Here is a 17,993-nt window from a genome sequence, read left to right on the forward strand (position 1 = left end):
GCTACTTGAGTAACCGACTGGGGTATCAACCGACACCATTGAATACCATTACGATTTTGTCGTTTGGGTACTGATCTCGCATAACGTTCCATCCGAAAACAGCAATGCGCAGCGAACTATTTTTCCAGCATAAACGGTCTGCATCGCGACACGATATTCCTGCATCTGCACACTATGAGACATAAAATCTGACGGTGCGCCGGTCTTGTAATCGAGTATCCATACTTCGTCGTCAAACTCCACCAATCGGTCGATGCGGCGCAGTTCGCCGCGCGCATTGACATAAGACATTTCATTGCAAGCCCCACGGTATTGCTGCGGATCGAAGAAACGTTGCAATGCCGGTAATGCCAACAGGTGTTGTGCCTGTTGCCAGAGCGATTCCATGTCGCTGGGCGAAATGTCACACTGTAGCTGCAGCGCCATTTTGTCAGTTATCGCTCTTTTTTTCATATCATCATTTGCAAATAAGGCAGAGGTGCCTAGCACAGCTGGCGAAGATGCGCTTAAATGTTGCAGCAACGTGTGTAACCCAATACCTTGCCGCTGCGCAGCGGTGGAACGCATCGCGCGCTGACCAGTGGGTAATGGACGCAATAATCCCGCATCAATTTCAGTAGTGATTACAGGTAAAACAGGAGCGAGATTATTGGCCGCAATCAGCAAGGGATTGTCGCCCTCCTCCACAGCCGCCGAAATGCGGCCATACCAGGAAGTTTCTTTAAATCCGCCATTTCCACTAACCAGCAGCGCTTGTTTCGCACGCGTCATGGCGACATACAGCAAATTCATTTCTTCACGCCGAATATAATCTTCCTCGGCATCAAAATAAGCCACTCGCTTGGCTCCGCGTCTACGCTTATCCGTAAATAGCGAGAAATGTACGGGTCGCAGTGCGTTGGGAGGCCAATCGAGCAGCACGTCATAATTATCTGGTTTACGTTGCGTATCGTTGGCATCAAGCAGCCACACGATGGGTGCCTCCAGCCCCTTGGCCTCATGCACGGTGTAAATACGCACGGCATTACCAACTTCACCTACCTTGCCCTCGTCCGGAGATTCATTGTTGTCAGCTGCGCGAAGTTCTCTCAACTCAGCAAGAAAGCGGGGCAAGCTGGGATAGCGTCCTGCATCCACATTCAGCGCAATCTCAATAAAGGCTTGCAGATTGGCGCGAATCGTTTCATACAGTTCGACAGGCAGCGTAGCTGCATACCGATGCAACACATCGCCCTCAAAATAGATGCGATCAAGCAGATCATGAACTGGCAATTTGTCGGCGCGATCCAGCCAATTATTCAGCAGGCGATATGCACGCGACAACTCGGCAGATGCTGCGCCGCTCTGTACACAGCGTTGCAGCCGTGACCACCAGCTACCAGCGATTTCGTCTTGAGCCAATTGCATTAAATCGCCATCGGAGCAGGCGAAAATAGGGGAACGCAGCACTTGCGCTAATTCTAAATTGGCGAACGGGGTGATCAGAAAGGTTAGTAATGCCTGTATATCTTCCGCTTCCAACGTGTCCAGCAGCCCGCCACGTCGCGAAGTTAAAAAGGGAATGCGGTACGTACGCAAGGCGTTCTCATACACTCGTAAATGGGTGCGCTTGCGTACCAGAACCATAATGTCACAATATTCTGCGCGCCGCACTGTGCCGTCAGCATCGTGCACACTCCAGTGCGCCATGATATCGGCAATGCCAGCGGCAAACTGCTGCGCCTCAGCTTCACGCTCGCCGGTCGCTTGTTCGATACGCGCTTCCCGCAAAGGGTTACGCAACCAACCCGGTCTACTCAGCACGTCAATCTCTGCCGAATTTTCAATTATCGCTAGCGGCAAGGCAGTGACGAAACCTGGTAAATTCGTGTGATGCGCGATGTGTGTTTCAAAATCCACGAAGCCTTCCGGCTGCGAATCAAACACATTATTTACCGCTTGCAGCACTGCTGGAGCATTGCGCCGCGTGATATTCTGGTTAAGAGGATACGCGCCAAATTCTTGTTGCAGCCATGCACTCACTTCTCCGAATAGGCGCGCATCGGCACGACGAAAGCGGTAAATGGATTGCTTGGGATCACCCACCACAAAAACGTTTGGCCGCGATTCCACTGCAGCAGAAGCAGCAAACCAGGCTTGCAGAATCTGCCATTGCACCGGATTGGTATCCTGAAATTCGTCCAGCAAAACGTGTTTGTAGCGGCTATCCAATTTGTACTGCATATACTCGGCACAATCGCTCTGATTGAGCAGGCGGCACACCTGCCATTCCACATCAGTAAAATCCATTAACTGCTGACGCAGTTTCAAATCCTGATAATGTTGCAGCACTGCTGCCCCGCAATGCAACGCGGCCTGGTTCATACGCAGCACTTCGCGCTCTGCCAACGCGTCACGCACCGACTGCAGAGATTTAAATAGTGCACAACAAAGGTTGGCATAAAGTTCTGCGTCCTGTCCTTTATTGGCCTTGAGTTTGCGCGGCTCACCCTTATCGGTATAAAGCCCGTCACTTAGTGCTTCGAAACGTGCACGTGCATCTTGTAAACGTAAAGCTTCAGCCAGCATGCACGCGTCTTTCTGTTGTGCTGCTGAGCCACTTTGTAACAAGTTTGCAAATGTCTGTACGATTAATTCGAAATCTTTATCCAGCAGCATCACAAGCGAGGCATCCTCGGGATCAACATCCAGTTTGATACGAAGTTGCTCCATCGCGTAGCCCACCGCGTCTTCCTGACCGCTGGTATAAGCCCACCATTCGGCTCGCTTCTGTACAAAATTCTTCAGCAGCGTGCGCGTACTGTGTAAACCATATTCCGCAAACAACCATTGCATCTCTTGCGCAGTGACATCGTCAGGTGCGGCACGCAGGCTATTGGCAAACATTTGCCATGCTTCCTCATACAGAACCGAAGTGCGCTCCAGCAATTGCATACCTATAAGCAGACCAGCATTCAAGGGTGCGCGCTGAATGATCTGTATGAACCAGCCGTGAAAAGTATTGATGGTAATAGCAGGTTGCGCCATTAGACAGTCGCGATACAGACTTCGCGCGCGCGCCAGCAGTTTATCGCTTACATCGTGCAATTCACGCTCCACAAGAAAAGCACGCACAGCGATATCATCTTGCGTGGCAAGAAAATGTAACCATTCGTGCAAGCGCGCCTGCATTTCCTGCGCGGCTTTTCGTGTGAAAGTGATGGCTAAAATTTCTCCAGGCTTAACACCAGCCAACAGCAAACGCAGAATTCGTGACACCAGCAGCCAAGTTTTGCCGCTGCCCGCGCAGGCTTCCACGACAACGCTGTGCTGAGGGTTGAGAGCAATGAAATTGTTCATTGCATGCTCCACATTCCTTACATCTCTTCCATTAGCGTTCATTCCATTCCGATTTCCGGCATAGCCCGCGCATCTCGCAATACTGGCATGCCTCTGCCGTCCCATGCGCGGGCAATGCTGCACCACTGCGCATCTGTTCGAACACTTCCAACAGGCGCGCGATATTTGCCTGCGCCAGATCAGCCACGTCCTGTGGTGGCGCAACTGCAATCACCTTGTCTTTTTCGATACTGATAAATGCGGCTTCTTCAGCCTCATATACGTAGGCATAGCAAGCCAGTTGAACGTCCTCGCCTGCTTCTTTGAGCTTATTGCGTAATCTGGCCGCATCCATCATCTTGTAATCCAGCACGCGCACTGCGCTACCTCCCTTGGCCTGCACATCTACACGGTCTAACCGTCCGTGCATAAGCAAATCAGCAGTCAATGGCAATTCAAACGGCACTTCTCCACTTTGATATCGCCAACCTTCCGCTTCATTTTTTAACTGTTCGTCCAGATATGAGGGGATTGCTTGCTGCCAACGCAATAGCCAAGCACGCGCTAAATAATCGCGTTGCACAGCAGGCGCAAAAATCTCGACACTGATGCGCAGCAGGGCCGAATCCAGATCGGCGCGCAGATGATTGCCCAGCACCTGATATTGCTCATGGAAGCGCCGCAGAATGTCATGTACCCATTCACCATAATCGCGTTTCTCCACGTCTTCACGCACCTCATCCATTTCATTGAGGTGCAAAATATGGCGGGCATAAAATTGATAGGGACAAGCCACCAGACTGTTATAGCCGCTAGCTGAAATACGTTTCGGAATAAGTCCTTGCCGCGCGACTGGCGCAGGCATTGCAGCCGCAGGGGGCAGTGGAAATTCTGCACTGCGCACCTGCGTGCTTTCAAGCAATTTATCCCATTCCCCCGGCTTTATTGTTAGATCGTCGCCATAAGCCAACTCGTGCAGGGCACGCAGCATTTCGAAACAGGGACTCAACAGATTTGCTTCGCCACTTTTGCTGGCTTGCCAGGTAACCAACACGGTGTCATTCATAGCGAGCAATGCCAGTAACTCATCGCGCTGCTGAGCCAAATACACTTCGCGCGTCGGCAAGCCAAGTGTAATGCGCACCGCATCATTGAACCACCGTCCGCTGTTGTCAGTGCCCGGCAGATGTGCGGCATCACAACCAAGCATCAGCACTGCATCGAAGCTGCGCCAGCGCGTTGCGGCAAGATGGGTGAGTAACACCGGGCTGTCGATAGTTATATCAAGGAAGGTGTGCTCATCGAGTTGTTGCGCCAGCCAATGACGCCACTCGGTCAGGCTAACGCGCGTGGTATCGACATGCAGTTCACGCTGCCAGTTTTGCAGCGCCTGCAGCAACTGTATGCCGGCATCATCCATCTTCAGCCCCTGCACTATGCCGAGAATTTCCAGGCTGGAGTAAAGCGCGCATAGCCAGCCGGACAGCGTATCGTTTTTTTTATGCAAAACCTCTGCCGCCTGACGCAACCGTATCAATGCCATCCGCATCTCAACATTACCCTGCGTCAAATCGAAAAATGTATCAAGATGCGCCACCACGCCATGCCTGCGCACCAGTTGTTCAAGCTGATAGACCGTCTGCTTACGCTCGCACACGGCTTGATCGGCAAAGATGAATGGCGATTTGAGCAAGTCGAGTAAATCCTGATAGTAGAAATCACTTTGCAGCGCATCCAGCCAGCGCATTAACACCGTACTCACGGATAACGTTGAGAGTTTCCAGCCTGTTTCGTCGCATACCAGTACGCCAGCACGCTCCAGCAATGCACGCATACGCCTTGCTACTATGCGATCTTGTGCGACGATGGCAATGTTTTTCTTACCTGCCAGCAACCAGCGCCGTATCTGTACCTCGGCGGCACGCGCTTCTTGTTCCAAACCATGAGCGCCAAAAAAGCGCAAACGGTGCCCCAATGCAGCGTGAGGGAAATGTTTTTGCAGGTGATTGGCTTGCTCACGCAATGACAGGGCATCCATCTCCTCCACCCTCTCCTGCGAGCGAGAGTTGCCTACCACTTCCTTCAAGTTATCGTGCACCCCTCTCTCATTTTCCGTTGGAATATGGTCAGGAAAGCGAGGCCGGCTGGAGGCGATGATGCGCATCGCCGCACATTCTGGCTGTCGTGATGTCAACTCGCGCAAATCAATAATCATCACAGACGCGCGTTTATGATATGCCTCCAGGAAGCGTACTTCAGCCGCGGCAAGATCTGAGGTCAATAACACATACAGCGGTAACTCAGCTTGCTGCGCGAGTTGTGCCAAGCTCTGCTGATAAGCGCGTGCGGTATCGAGTTCGCCACTATTATTCATCGCATACCATAGTTCATACACTACGCGTGCCTCGAACTGCATGGCGATGCCACGTTTGGACTGATAGGCTTGTTCCAATTGCAATAGAAAATCTTCGGCACTTTGTGGCAGCGTGACATGATTTTGTGTCAGTTCATCCAGCAAAATCAACAGTTCACGCGTGATACTCCATAGATCAGCATCGGCAAACCAACGTCGCGCGCGCAGTGCCTGATACAAAGTGGTGATACGGCAAGTGTCGGGAATAACAGATAGTGCGAGGGGAACGGACTGAACCCAATCATTTAGCGTAACCATCTGCGGCAATAAAATCACAGGCAGGTTGGCTACACGTGCCAAACTTTGCGCCAATGGTTGTGACACATGGTAATTGGGCAACAATACCCTGGCACGGCGCAGATCAGGTATTTCGTGAGAATGCTGCGTCAGAATGACGCGTGCAACAGAATCAAAAAAAACAGTGGCGGTTGATGCATTACTTTGCGGTATCGGGTTCAACGCTTATTACCTCTATCGTCATTCCCGCGCAGGCGAGCATCATTAATACTTATCGATTGAAAGATAAATAAATTACGCACCCACTGATGTACTTTGCATACTCATGTTCTTCATTACTGCTTGCGCGGGAACAAAGAACTATGAGCCTTTAGCGATACCACTGAAGCAATAAATAACGAGGGATGCGCTAACATTTGCATATCTCTATCAACAGATTCAACACTCAAAAAACATATTCTCGTAATGTGAAAGAAATATTTCAGCGCATCAGCAGCTTATCCATTCCTGTCAAGCCATCCTCGTCCTTCCCATCCTTTGACCCACCAGGATAGTTCCGCTCTTCCTCACCAGGAGCATATTCCTTCTCCAACAGATGCAACTTGTTCTTCACTTCTTTCCACTCATCTGCATCAGCAGGTGGATCCTTTTTCTCTACAATACACTTCCATACCTTACAGAGCTCTGCATTCAGCGCACTGAATTGCCGTTGGTCTTCGGGTAAATCATCCTCGGCATAAATTGCATTGACTGGGCATTCGGCAACACACAGAGTGCAGTCTATGCATTCATCCGGGTCAATCACCAAGCTATTCGGCCCTTCGTAAAAACAATCCACAGGGCAAACTTCAACACAGTCAGTATATTTGCATTTGATACAAGCTTCGGTAACTACGTAGGTCATGGATTCAAACTCCTATTGAAATATGTTTGCCATTTTAAACAAAATACAGGTCAGTGTCAGCTATAGCGACCTAATTATTCAGAGTAAAGCGAGTCTGAATCCAATTTCTCACCGTCCCGCTGCATGCTGTTGTTAGGCAGATTTGAGAATGGAGTCAATTTGGAACTACCTTACCAGCCTTTACCATCTTAATGTAGGTAATACAATCCTCAAGTTCGCCGTCAGCAAGCAACCCGCGCCGGTAATTTTCGCGCAGAAATTCGTCAGCGTTCTGCGCGTGTTTTCGTGAGTTGCACTCAAAACACGCCGCGACGAGATTCCTGAAAGAATGGCTGACTCCGTCAGTCTGCGGGGAAATATGGTCGATCGACGCGTTCTGCGAATCGATGGGTCGTAGGCAATAGCGGCATTTGTCTTCGTCGCGGGCAACGATTCTCGCTCGATTCTCAGGCGTCGAAAAAAAATCGATGATCTCTACGTCGACCTCGTGCTCGTGCGTGTGATCGACGATCAAGCCAGGTATCTCATGTGGCAAGAACACTTCAACCTCGGTGCCTTCATGGGTCTTGCGAACAATCTTGATGACCCGCTTTTCTTCAAGCGACCGAAGCTTTCTTGGGACATTGTTGCGCGCGAGTTCGGATGCATCCTTCCGGCCTTTGCCAAGTTTGGGCCCAATTGATCGCGCCGGCACCACAATTTTCCGGATTCCGGAAAAATATGTGTGCCGAAAAAGGTAGTGGTAGAGCATTTGCTCAAACGGATCCAGCGTGGGGGCAAGGAAGTCTTGAATCTCTACAATGATTTCTTCTAGCGGTCTCATGTCGCGTTCATCTGCCTAACGTTTTTAAGTTAAGGGGCGCATTGCCCACAGCGCCATTGGAAAAAAAGAAACTGGGGGGCAGACTCGATTTAATCTCCCAATTTATCTTGAGTCTGACCAATACATTTCGTAATCATTTAATGGTTATCGCTTTTGTCCCACTCTATCAATGCATAAGCAGAATGATTATGTATTGATTCAAAATTCTCCGACTCAACCACATACGCCTCAATACGCTCGTCACGATTGAGCGCTGCTGCGACATCGCGCACCATATCTTCAACGAACTTGGGGTTATCATAAGCTCGTTCAGTGACAAATTTCTCATCTGGACGCTTAAGTAAACCATACAGTTCACAAGATGCCTGCTCCTCGGCATAACGCACCACCTCCTCTATCCATACAGAACGGCCGGTACGCACGGTAATAGTCACATGTGAACGTTGATTGTGTGCACCTCGCTCAGATATTTTTTTGGAGCATGGGCACAGGCTGGTTACCGGCACTACTACCTTCATAGTGAAGCGGTATTGCCCGTTGTTAATTTCGCCAATAAAGGTAACGTCGTAGTCCAACAAGCTCTGCACACCAGAGATCGGGGCAGTCTTATTGATAAAATATGGGAAGCTCATTTCGATGTGGCCAGACTGAGCCTCTAACTTCTTAACCATCTCGCGTAGAATGCTTTCAAATGACTCTACGGAAATCTCCCGCCCATGATGGTTGAGTATCTCAACAAAACGCGACATGTGCGTGCCTTTGAAATTGTGCGGCAGGTGCACATACATATTAAAAGTGGCAACGGTATGCTGCACCCCCGTGTTTTTGTCTTTAACTTGCACTGGATGACGAATACTCTTGATGCCGACTTTGTTGATCGCCAGATGGCGCGTATCAGCCATGCTTTGTACATCAGGAATAAGTGTAGCCTGGGGAGAGTTCATGTTTGCGCAATGTAATAGCTAGAAATACAAGAATTCGGATAAATTTAATGACATTAATATAGTCTGTAGCGTTATCAACCGATACCTTACTGAGGCTATCAACTACCAAAAATAGGTGGATTAACGCAGCTTGAATGTAGACAAAAAGTCGTCTAACCGCATTAAGCTAAACGTACGTAAGTCAAAGCATTAAGATCATGGACAAAAGTTCAATACGACAGACATAAGGTAAAACCTTGTGGAGTCCCCTGGAAGACCAGGGGATTACATCATAAAATTACCTTTTAACTCGGTTGCTTGACTACACGTAAATAAGGTTTAACTGTTTTCCAACCTTCTGGGAACATTGTCTTTGCATCATCATCAGATACCGACGGTACGATAATCACGTCATCACCATCTTTCCAATTGACAGGCGTCGCGACTTTATATCTGGCGGTTAACTGCATGGAATCCAGAACACGTAAGATCTCATCAAAATTTCGACCTGTGGACATCGGGTAGGTAAGTGTCAATTTAATCTTTTTATCTGGACCAATAATAAAAACTGAGCGAACAGTTGCATTAGTAGCCGCAGTACGACCCTCGGATGTACCCGTTTCTTCAGCGGGTAACATGTTATAAAGCTTTGCTATAGTTAAATTTTCATCACCGATCATAGGGTAATTAACAGCATAACCTTGTGTTTCTTGAATATCTTTTGCCCATTTTGTATGGTTTTCCACTGGATCGACGCTTAATCCAATTATTTTGCAGTTTCGTTTTTTAAATTCCGGCTCTAGTTTTGCCATGTACCCTAATTCAGTTGTACATACTGGCGTAAAATCTTTTGGATGAGAAAATAATATTGCCCAACCGTTGCCAATCCACTCATGAAAATTAATAGTACCTTGAGTTGTGGGGGCAGTAAAATTTGGTGCTTCATCATTAATCCGTAGTGACATGGTCAATCCTCCGTTTATATTGAAATTATGTCGTAACACCTTTTACTACTACATATTGATTACACACTTATTTTTTGCAATCAAATATATTTTTTGTGAATTTTCACTCGTCAAAAGTATACTTCAAAATAAATCTAATAATCCGTTGATCTGATTTATATATTTAGCGAGACCCAAGTTAACTTAAGAACATCTTTATCAATTATAAATTCTGTAGCAATACAGTACTTTAATTTATAAAGACATTTTTTGACGAATTGAGGCAACGATACCTGTTTCGTCCAAACCGCACATAGCCAACATTTTTTCTGTCTCTCCTTGCTCCAAAAAACTATCTGGTAATCCGAGTTGGAGTAGCGCATTTGTCATACCGTATTGTTGCAAACACTCCGCCACCGCGCTACCCGCACCGCCTTGGATAGCATTTTCTTCTATAGTTACAAGCAAAGCATGCTCGCGTCCCAAATGCAGCACCAGCTCTGTATCCAGAGGCTTAACAAAGCGCATGTTAGCAACCGTGGCATTAAGTGATTCCGCAGCGTCAAGAGCTGGGCCAAGCATAGAACCAAAAGACAAAATTGCTACCCCTGAGCCCGCACGACGCACTTCCCCCTTGCCCACCGGCAGCGCATGCATTTCCTTACGTGATGCAATACCCGGTCCATAGCCCCGCGGATAACGCACAGCCGTCGGGCTATCCAGCTGAAACGCAGTGTATAAGAGCTGACGGCACTCGTTTTCGTCAGAAGGAACCATTACTGTCATGTTGGGGATGCAGCGCAAAAAACTCAGATCAAAACTACCCGCATGCGTAGCGCCATCAGCACCGACCAGCCCGGCACGATCTATCGCCAGCAGCACCGGCAGGTTTTGAATCGCGATATCGTGTATCAGTTGGTCGTAAGCTCGTTGCAAAAAAGTAGAATAAATCGCCACGACCGGCTTGTAACCTTCACACGCAAGCCCGGCGGCGAAGGTCAGTGCATGCTGTTCGGCAATACCTACGTCGAAATAACGTTGTGGAAATTTTTTTGAAAATTCAACCAGGCCGGAACCCTCACACATGGCAGGGGTAATGCCTACTAAACGCTTATCCTGTTCTGCCATATCGCACAACCATTCGCCAAAAACCTGGGTGTAAGTAGGCTTGCTGGGTTGCCCTTCAATATTTCTCTGAACAGGTTTGGTAACGATGCCTTGCTCTGGATCAAACTTGCCCACGCCATGATAGAGCAGGCAATCTTCCTCTGCGTGAGTGTAGCCTTTGCCTTTTTGCGTGACAACATGCAGAAATTGCGGCCCTTTTAGCTGACGTATGTTTCCAAGAGTTGTGATTAAGGTATCAAGATCGTGCCCATCAATAGGGCCAATGTAATTGAAACCAAATTCTTCAAACAACGTACCCGGTGTAACCATGCCCTTGACATGCTCCTCGGCACGCTTAGCAAATTCAAGTACTGGCGGCATGCCTTTCAGCATTTTTTCACTACCGCGTCGCACGGCAGAATAAAAACGTCCTGACATCAACTTGGCAAAATAATTATTGAGCGCACCGACTGGCCTCGAGATGGACATGTCATTGTCATTAAGGATCACCAACAGGTTAGTATTCATCGCACCAGCATTGTTAAGTGCCTCAAATGCCATGCCACCGCTCATCGCACCATCACCAATAATAGCCACCGCACAGCGATCGCTTCCATCAATTTTCGCCGCCACCGACATTCCCAGAGCTGCGCTGATCGATGTGCTGGAATGCGCGGTACCGAAGGCATCGTAGACACTTTCAGCGCGATTAGGGAAACCTGAAATACCACCTGCCATGCGCAGGGTTTTCATTGCTTCGCGGCGTTCCGTAAGTATCTTGTGTGCATAGGTTTGATGACCCACATCCCACACCAACCTATCATAGGGTGTATTAAAAACGTAGTGCAATGCAATGGTTAACTCTATCGTACCGAGATTGGAAGATAGGTGACCACCCGTTTTACTCACAGACTCCACCAAGAACTGACGCAACTCGTCCGCCAGTTGCGGCAATTGCTTGCGATCCAACTGACGCAAGACTTCCGGGGTATTGATGGTATTAAGCAGCGAAACCATCAAAACTTTCTTAATAAAATAAAATTAGCCATCTCACATAGGCGACGTGCTGGCTCACCAAACTCCGCCAGAGCTTCCAATGCTTCGCTATGCAATTCCGCCGCCATCTGTTTAGCTGCCTGCACGCCAAGCAGCGTGACATAAGTAGGCTTGTCCTGTTTGGCATCCTTACCTGCGGTTTTGCCTAAAGTGACAGTGTCCGCCTCACTATCGAGTACATCGTCCACCACCTGAAAAGCCAATCCAACGCATTTCCCGTAGCGATCAAGCCTAGCCAATTCCACTTCCCCTAGCGCAGACCCACACTGGGCACCGAGCAAAACAGCAGCACGAATCAACGCACCCGTTTTATGAATATGCATGAATTCAAGTTCCGGCACGCTCAGCTGATTGCCCACACTCGTTAAATCAATCGCTTGTCCGCCCGCCATGCCACGCGACCCGGATGCTGTAGCCAATAGCTTGATCATAGCCAATTGTTGCACGGCATCATTACTGAGTTGATGCTCGGTCAGCAACTGAAACGCCAAACTTTGCAAACTGTCGCCGACCAGCAGCGCAGTGGCATCATCGTACTCCACATGACAGGTAGGTTTGCCTCGTCGAAGCACATCGTTATCCATGCATGGCATGTCGTCGTGTACCAATGAATAAGCGTGAATCAGTTCGACGGCAGCAGCGACTATGCTGACACGCATGCTGTCCGCCCCGACCAAATCACCGGCAGCAAAAGCCAACAGCGGGCGCACACGCTTACCCCCATCCAATACACTGTAGCGCATGGCTGCGTGCAGACGCTGCGGAGCAATATCCGGTTGTGGCAACAGCTGTTGTAACTGATCCTCGAAACGACTCTGGTGGGAACTCGCCCAAATTTGAAAATCAATGCCAAGCATCTTAGGTCTAGTCATCTTCTCGCTTGGCAAAATCACTCACACTAGTAGGATTGGTAGAAAAATTTTGTAGCGTGCCTTCTTCCAGAATACGCACCTGCTGCTGCGCATCCTCCAAACGGCCTCGGCAAATCTGTAACAGCTCAGCACCGCGCCGGTAAGCTGACAGCGAGTCTTCCAACGACAGCTTGCCCACCTCCATATCAGCGACTACCTGCTCCAGTTCGGCCAGTGCTACCTCAAAGCTGGGTGTTTTTTGGGATTTTACTACCATGTATGTACATTCCATTTGCTAAAGTTGCGGCGTATTTTACCTTAACCTGAATCTTATGCTCTTCCGTCGCGAAATGCGTTAAGTCAGGGGCCAATATTTTTTCAATATTGTCATATTAAACCTGTTCATTCTCTCGAGTCATACCCATTCCTGATTAGCCACAAAACTCAGCAGGCTCATCTGGTGAGCCTGCTGATCTTGGCTATGCCATCACCACGCGCCATAATTACGGATACTGTAAGTATCAAGTTCACTGCTCTTAAAGATCCAGTTCAATACTCAGCTTATTTTCGTTCTTTAAGTAAGTCACGAATTTCCGTAAGGAGCACCTCTTCATTTGAAATTTTTGGCAGCTCTGCCGGTTTCTCTTCCGATTCCCTCTTTAATGAATTTATACCTTTTATTGCCACAAATATTGCAAAAGCAATAATCGCAAAATCAATCATTGACTGGATGAACTTCCCGTAGCTGATCACAACAGCTGGTGCTCCGCCTCTGGCCTCCTGAACGGTGAACGCCAAACTGGAAAAATCAACTCCGCCTAAGAGAACTCCAATTGGAGGCATAATTATATCGCCAACAAAAGACGAGACAATTTTACCAAATGCAGCTCCAATAATAATGCCTACGGCCATGTCAATAACATTACCCTTGACAGCAAACTCCTTGAATTCTTTCATCATGCCCATGATATTTCTCCTTCATATTAAGGTGATTGAATATATTATCATTGTGACTTAAAACTCAATTCCCATCAGTATTGCCATGGATACCTCCGTTTCTTGGATCTAGCTGCCCCTAAACAAGCCTCCAAACTCATCTGACTGATGGGTCTAGACTTTAAGTTTAACATCCAACGAAAACAATTGGGCACAACAAAAGGGGAGGCAAAACTAGTTCCTAAGCCGCAGCAATTGAACGTAGCAGTAACCGGACGCTACGCGGCTTTATCGCGCACCGTCCGGTTGACTGCCGAGTCAGTTGCAGCTATGTAACATGGGAATATGGAGAAGATGAAACGGTGGGGTCGGAGTACCACCGCGAAAGCAATTTAGTTCAACGTACGTTATAGCCAATATGTTAGTGTGAACATAGCCTTCTCTTAGGGTCATCAAGCATTAACACGACGCTTAAATTCGCCAGTACGTGTATCAATTTCAATATGATCACCAATTTCGCAAAATGCAGCCACCTGCAACTCTATACCGGAACCAATTTTGGCAGGCTTCATTACTTTGCCGGAGGTATCACCACGCGCTGCCGGTTCGGTGTAGATAATTTCGCGTACGACAGTATTGGGCAGGTCCACCGAAATGGCTTTATCGTTATAAAAGACCATCTCGCAGGCCATACCGTCTTCGAGGTAATTGAGCGATTCACCTAAGTTTTCTTTTTCTACCTCATACTGATTGTAATCAGCATCCATAAACACATACATAGGATCAGCAAAGTAAGAATAAGTAGCATCCTTTCGATCAAGCAAAACCATTTCAAATTTGTCGTCTGCCCTGTATATTGCCTCGCTCGGCGAGTCTGTTAACAAATTCTTGAATTTCATTTTAACGACCGAACCATTACGGCCCGAGCGGGTATATTCTGCTTTTAACACCACCATGGGGTCGCTACCGACCATCACAACGTTACCTGCGCGCAGTTCTTGTGCTATTTTCATGTCTGCTTACCTTAAATCTAATTTACATTCTAAACTGCCTATTCTATCAATTTTTTGAACAAAATTCAGCAAATTCAAAACAAGGCTATTGCCGGATAAATGTTGCGACCATTCGCGCGCATGCCTCTGCAATAGCGCTATGTGCTCCCAATAATCGTCCCAAGCAGTCTTTAAGCTTGTCGAGGCCGCTTGGCCTCCATTGTGTTCAATGTTCCATCCTTGCCACAAGCTATACAATGCTTGTGTTGCGTCTGGCTGCAGTCCAGAACAATACAAATCCATGAAAGCGCTCAATTTTTTTATATGCACCTTGTCCTGTTGAGGATAGATGTGCCAAACAAATGGCTTGCCCGCCCATTGCGCGCGTACGCAAGAATCTTCCCCTCGCACAAAGTTAAGATCACAAGCCCACAACAGCTCGTCGTAACGCTCCTGCGCGATAAACGGTAATACGCGGACTTCCAAATTACCGTGCTGCAATGTGTCACCCGCTACAACAAGTTCCCTCCCAAAAAAGGCTGCTACCTGAGGCAACACACAGTCTTCCGGCACTAAACACAGCATTGGGATATTGGCCTTCGCCCAAATAGAAAATAATTCTGGCAGCGCAATGTTTTCATAACAGAATAATGACACACGCACTTCATCAGGTTTAGGCAATGGCACGTCCAGTGCTCGCCAAAATGCAGCCTGCGTGTGCAGCTCACTCTGAAATGCATCACGTCGTGCGATGAGATCTCGCTCCAGCAGCAGACCTCCAGTTTGTAAGGTGAATCCCGGGAAAAAGAAATATTTGGTGATGGGCAAAGAAGGATTTGGTGAGGGTAGACAATGACACCCAGCCACCCATTCTTCCGCACTGAGGTATTCCAAGTTAACCCAAATCGGTTTGTACTCTTGTCCCACTATCGCTGCCACGTAGCACTCGGGCAGTTCACATGCGAACGCCTCGATCACCAGTTGCGCCGGCTCTATCTTTGGAAATGGAAGCTCCAAAAAAGTTGAATTCCAGTGTCTGATTTCCACGCCAAGACAATGCTGTATTTGCATATCTGGGCTGATTGCCGGGTGTAACCTGCGAAAACTCAACAAATCGTCCACCCATAGTCGCACTGTCATATCATGCTCGTGCACCAGTTGTTTAGCCAACCTCCAGCACACACCAATGTCACCGAAATTGTCTATCACGGCACAAAAGATATCGCAGGTAATCGGTTTATTCATTCCATTCGTAATGTGCATTTAAAATCATTTTTATTTTCTAAATAAAAAAGCCCCATACCAAGGGGCTTTTTTATCACACTATGTTTTCAACCTTTACTCTGAAACAGGAACTCCAGGCTCTGGCACAATAAGAGCCTTCATACTCAAGCGTAAGCGTCCTTTCTCATCAGCCTCCAGCACTTTGACTTTTACAATCTGACCTTCTTTCAGGACATCCGACACAACATTAATGCGCTCATTTGAAATTTGCGAGATGTGAAGCAAACCATCTTTCCCAGGCATGATATTCACAATCGCACCAAAATCCAACAGTTTGACAACCGGGCCTTCATAAATTTTGCCTACCTCAACTTCCGCTACAATATCCTCAATACGTCTTTTTGCTAACATTCCCCCTTCACCGCTAATACTGGCAATAGTTACGTTACCTTCATCGTCGATATCGATAGTAGTACCCGTTTCCTCAGTTAACGCGCGTATCACAGCACCGCCCTTGCCAATCACATCACGAATTTTCTCCGGGTTGATCTTAATTTTAATCATGCGTGGGGCATGTGCCGACACCTCTTCACGTACCGCAGGCATGGCCTGCTTCATGATACCAAGAATATGCAAGCGTCCTTCGCGCGCTTGGCTCAAGGCAACTTGCATAATTTCACTTGTTATCCCGTTGATCTTGATGTCCATTTGTAGTGCAGTAATACCCTGTTCTGACCCCGCCACCTTAAAATCCATGTCACCCAGATAATCTTCGTCGCCAAGAATGTCGGTCAGTACAGCAAAACGATTGCCTTCTTTAATCAAACCCATGGCGATACCTGCCACATGAGTCTTGACTGGCACTCCGGCATCCATCATCGCCAAGCAACCGCCACATACTGAAGCCATTGAACTGGATCCATTCGACTCAGTGATTTCAGAAACCACGCGAATGGAATATCCGAATTCATCCTCACTCGGCAACGTTGCAACTAGGGCACGCTTTGCCAAACGACCATGGCCAATTTCACGTCGCTTTGGTGTACCGACGCGACCAGTTTCGCCGGTGGAATATGGGGGGAAATTATAATGAAGCATAAAGCGATCCAAATATTCGCCTTGCAACGCATCGATTTTCTGCGCATCGCGTGCAGTGCCTAGAGTGGCCACTACCAGTGCCTGAGTTTCACCACGGGTAAACAGGGCCGAACCATGCGTGCGTGGTAATACGCCAGTGCGTATGGTAATTGGACGCACGGTACGTGTGTCACGCCCGTCGATCCGCGGTTCACCGCTTAGTATCTGGCCGCGCACAATTTTAGATTCCAGTGCTTGGAACAGATCATTAAGATGATTTTTTGGTACCGAACCATTTTCCGATGCAAACACAGCTTCCAAAACGCGCGTACGAATCGCGTCCACCTGATTGGTACGCGCCTGTTTCTCGCGAACGGCATAAGCTTGCTGTAAGCTATTTTCGGCCAGTTCGGCAATTTTTGAACTCAACAAAATGTCATGAACAGGTGGATTCCAATCCCAATCCGGTGCACCAACTGCATCCGCCATTTCGATGATTGCCTGAATCACTGCTTGCATTTGCTGGTGGCCAAACATGACTGCGCCCAGCATGATGTCTTCAGGTAGTTCTTGTGCTTCTGACTCCACCATCAAGACTGCCTGTTCCGTACCAGCAACAACTAGATCCATCTTGGATAGAGTAAGTTCATCTGCAGTCGGGTTGAGTACATATTCACCGTTAAGATAACCGACGCGCGCCGCGCCTATGGGACCATCAAAGGGAATTCCGGACAGCGCCAAGGCAGCAGAGGCACCAATCATGGCAGGAATATCAGAATCAATCTGATTATCGGAAGATATCACCGTAGCAACGATTTGCACTTCATTATAAAAACCTTCCGGGAACAACGGGCGCAACGGACGATCGATCAAACGAGACGTCAAGACTTCCTTTTCGCTAGGACGTCCTTCACGTCGAAAGAAACCGCCTGGAATCTTGCCTGCAGCATAGGTACGTTCCTGATAATCCACAGTCAATGGGAAGAAATCTTGGTCCGGTTTGGCATTTTTCCTGCCTACCACGGTAACCAGCACAACCGTATCATCCAGGCTGACAACAACTGCTCCACTAGCCTGACGTGCGATTTCCCCAGTTTCCAAGGTGAGCTGATGATTGCCATACGCTAATGTTTTCTTGTAGTGACTCAAAGTACGCCTCTCTGTGCATGACGTGGCGCTAATGCGCCA

12 protein-coding genes and 1 pseudogene are annotated in these 17,993 nt (G+C 48.2%); all 13 read right to left on the bottom strand.

Features of this window, described 5'->3' with window-relative positions:
• Positions 1-48: 48 nt before the first annotated feature.
• Positions 49-3,339 carry a UvrD-helicase domain-containing protein gene (locus MKZ32_RS11740; protein WP_239797439.1) on the bottom strand — a complete coding sequence of 1,097 codons (3,291 nt, stop codon included), beginning with the start codon at positions 3,337-3,339 and terminating at the stop codon, positions 49-51.
• A 31-nt stretch (positions 3,340-3,370) separates the two neighbouring features.
• Entirely contained in the window at positions 3,371-6,190 is a 2,820-nt protein-coding gene (locus MKZ32_RS11745) for a PD-(D/E)XK nuclease family protein (RefSeq protein WP_239797440.1), read from the bottom strand.
• Positions 6,191-6,551: 361 nt separating this feature from the next.
• Positions 6,552-6,872: pseudogene (fdxA, locus tag MKZ32_RS11750) on the bottom strand (ferredoxin FdxA); the annotation flags it as partial.
• A 154-nt stretch (positions 6,873-7,026) separates the two neighbouring features.
• The gene (locus tag MKZ32_RS11755) at positions 7,027-7,695 is read right to left on the bottom strand and encodes an HNH endonuclease (protein ID WP_239797441.1); all 669 of its coding nucleotides are present in this window, start codon (positions 7,693-7,695) and stop codon (positions 7,027-7,029) included.
• 137 nt (positions 7,696-7,832) lie between these two features.
• Positions 7,833-8,639 carry a GTP cyclohydrolase FolE2 gene (gene folE2 / locus MKZ32_RS11760; RefSeq protein WP_239797442.1) on the bottom strand — a complete coding sequence of 269 codons (807 nt, stop codon included), beginning with the start codon at positions 8,637-8,639 and terminating at the stop codon, positions 7,833-7,835.
• 284 nt (positions 8,640-8,923) lie between these two features.
• On the bottom strand, positions 8,924-9,583 hold the full coding sequence (locus MKZ32_RS11765) for a peroxiredoxin (RefSeq protein ID WP_239797443.1): 660 nt from the start codon (positions 9,581-9,583) through the stop codon (positions 8,924-8,926).
• Positions 9,584-9,817: 234 nt separating this feature from the next.
• On the bottom strand, positions 9,818-11,686 hold the full coding sequence (gene dxs, locus MKZ32_RS11770) for a 1-deoxy-D-xylulose-5-phosphate synthase (RefSeq protein WP_239797444.1): 1,869 nt from the start codon (positions 11,684-11,686) through the stop codon (positions 9,818-9,820).
• Complete coding sequence (locus MKZ32_RS11775; protein ID WP_239797445.1) at positions 11,686-12,597, bottom strand: polyprenyl synthetase family protein; 912 nt, start codon at positions 12,595-12,597, stop codon at positions 11,686-11,688. The genes dxs and MKZ32_RS11775 overlap by 1 nt, the downstream gene beginning before the upstream one ends.
• On the bottom strand, positions 12,590-12,853 hold the full coding sequence (locus MKZ32_RS11780; RefSeq protein ID WP_239797446.1) for an exodeoxyribonuclease VII small subunit: 264 nt from the start codon (positions 12,851-12,853) through the stop codon (positions 12,590-12,592). Before MKZ32_RS11780 ends, MKZ32_RS11775 begins: the two co-directional genes overlap by 8 nt.
• 284 nt (positions 12,854-13,137) lie before the next feature.
• Positions 13,138-13,542 (bottom strand): large-conductance mechanosensitive channel protein MscL, encoded by a 405-nt coding sequence (gene mscL, locus MKZ32_RS11785; protein WP_206752335.1) that lies wholly within the window; start codon positions 13,540-13,542, stop codon positions 13,138-13,140.
• 422 nt (positions 13,543-13,964) lie between these two features.
• Complete coding sequence (efp, locus tag MKZ32_RS11790; protein WP_239797447.1) at positions 13,965-14,525, bottom strand: elongation factor P; 561 nt, start codon at positions 14,523-14,525, stop codon at positions 13,965-13,967.
• A 6-nt stretch (positions 14,526-14,531) separates the two neighbouring features.
• Entirely contained in the window at positions 14,532-15,749 is a 1,218-nt protein-coding gene (gene earP, locus MKZ32_RS11795) for an elongation factor P maturation arginine rhamnosyltransferase EarP (RefSeq protein ID WP_239797448.1), read from the bottom strand.
• Positions 15,750-15,842: 93 nt separating this feature from the next.
• The gene (gene pnp, locus MKZ32_RS11800; protein WP_239797449.1) at positions 15,843-17,954 is read right to left on the bottom strand and encodes a polyribonucleotide nucleotidyltransferase; all 2,112 of its coding nucleotides are present in this window, start codon (positions 17,952-17,954) and stop codon (positions 15,843-15,845) included.
• Positions 17,955-17,993 lie beyond the last annotated feature (39 nt).

The sequence above is a fragment of the Candidatus Nitrotoga arctica genome, assembly GCF_918378365.1.
GTDB lineage: Bacteria > Pseudomonadota > Gammaproteobacteria > Burkholderiales > Gallionellaceae > Nitrotoga > Nitrotoga arctica.